This is a genomic window from Mesorhizobium sp. M1163 (assembly GCF_040318415.1).
In the GTDB taxonomy this organism is placed as follows: Bacteria; Pseudomonadota; Alphaproteobacteria; order Rhizobiales; family Rhizobiaceae; genus Mesorhizobium.
In genome coordinates this window covers 1-1,782 of record NZ_JAMYMF010000099.1, presented here as the reverse complement: position 1 = coordinate 1,782, position 1,782 = coordinate 1, and the positions used below count along the sequence as shown (strand labels likewise).

Below are 1,782 nucleotides of genomic sequence, written 5' to 3'. Positions count from 1 at the left end.
AAGATCCCATGGGGCGGTGGAGGCAGCGCTCGATCCCAATCTCGCGTGCCTGCCCCCGTGAGTGGGGTGGGCGGCAGAAAGCGACTGGCTTGGCCCGCTGAACGAGGCGGGCCGCACCCGAAGGGCCGGAACGGAGTGGAGGATGCGCGCGCAGCGAGCGTTGCGGCGCGCCGCAGCGGGCCTAGAAAGGAGCGTCGCCCACCCCGCGAGCGGGGGCAGGCAACAATCAAACCGCATCGCGAAGCGATGACCGCAGCTGCGATCAACTCGCTTTGACCGGCACATTGCTCGTGAAGAACTTGAAGGAACCAGACACATGAAGACTGAAAACACGACTGAGAATGAAACCGGTGCAGTCCATACGACGCTCGGCGCTATCTTCCTGTCTCTCGAACTCAGTCGCTCGACCTGGTTGGTGACGAGCTTGCTGCCGTGCAATGGAGAGAAGATGTCAAAGCGCGTCGTCAAAGCAGGCGATACGGCCGGCTTGTTGGACCTTGTCCGCCAGTTGAAGGCGACGGTTCGGCGCAGAACGAGCCGTGACGTGCCGGTGATCGCAATCCAAGAGGCTGGCCTAGACGGCTTCTGGATACATCGGATCCTTGAGCGTGACGGCATCGAAAGCCATGTGGTTGATGCAGCATCCATCGCCACGTCACGCAGGAAACGCCGGGCAAAGACAGACAAGCTGGACGGCGAGACCCTCCTTCGCGCCCTGCTTGCCTACAAGCGCGGCGAACCGCGGGTCTGCGCCATGGTCGTTCCGCCATCGCCCGAGCAAGAGGACAGAAAGCGCAACAGCCGTGAGCGACGCGCTCTTATCGCGGAGCGGATAAAGATCGTGAACCGGGTCAAAGGGCTCTTGTTCTCACAGGGCATCATTGGATTTGAGCCGCTGAAGCGGGACCGGCGCACTAGACTGGAAGAACTCAGGACCGGAGACGGTCGTGAACTACCGCCGAATCTGAAGACGGAGATTGTGCGTGCACTGGACCGGATCGAGCTCCTGCTTCGGCAGATCAAGGACGTGGAGGCAGCGCGTGACGAAGTGGCCCGCAATGAATGCGACCCGTCAACGGTCGCCCATGGAATGTCGATGCTCAAGCAACTGCGCGGCGTGGGGGCGGACTTTGCCGAGGTGCTGTGGTGCGAGGGACTGTATCGCGAGTTCGCGAACCGAAGGCAGCTTGCCTCCTATGCCGGTCTGACACCGACACCATGGCAAAGCGGATCGATCAGCCGGGAACAGGGCGTATCGAAGGCGGGCAATCCGAGGCTGAGGACCGTGATGGTGCAATTGTCGTGGTTCTGGCTTTTGCATCAACCTCGATCGGCTTTGGCACAGTGGTTCCAGGAGCGAGTCACGCTCGACGGCGGCAGGCGCCGCAAGCCGGCCATCATTGCGCTCGCGAGGAAACTTCTGATCGCGCTGTGGAAGTATGTTCATCATGGTGCTGCCATTGAGGGTGCTGTCATGAAGCCGGCCTGATCAACGCACTTTCTTCCATCCGCCGGGATTGATCGCTCCCGGCCGATCCGGGGCGAACGAACCTCCCACCCCACTTGGCCTAAAATGCCGTCCGGAAGACTGGTCGCGTTCCCCTGAGCCTTACCGACGAAAGCGGGATGTTGGTGCAGCTGCTACAGCGCAGCGACCGTATGTGAGTTTGGACCGGTGTTGTCACCGCGCCAAGACGACAGGCTCGGACCTTGGATCACAAACGCATTGAGGTGATATGCGAAGATAGCCTTGACGACAAAGTCCCCATGTGAGCGGGGTGG

General features: G+C 61.2%; 1 protein-coding gene. It reads left to right on the top strand.

What is annotated here, in order from left to right; all coding sequences use genetic code 11:
- Positions 1 to 316: 316 nt before the first annotated feature.
- On the top strand, positions 317 to 1,489 hold the full coding sequence (locus tag NKH43_RS35175) for an IS110 family RNA-guided transposase (protein WP_352862055.1): 1,173 nt from the start codon (positions 317 to 319) through the stop codon (positions 1,487 to 1,489).
- Positions 1,490 to 1,782 lie beyond the last annotated feature (293 nt).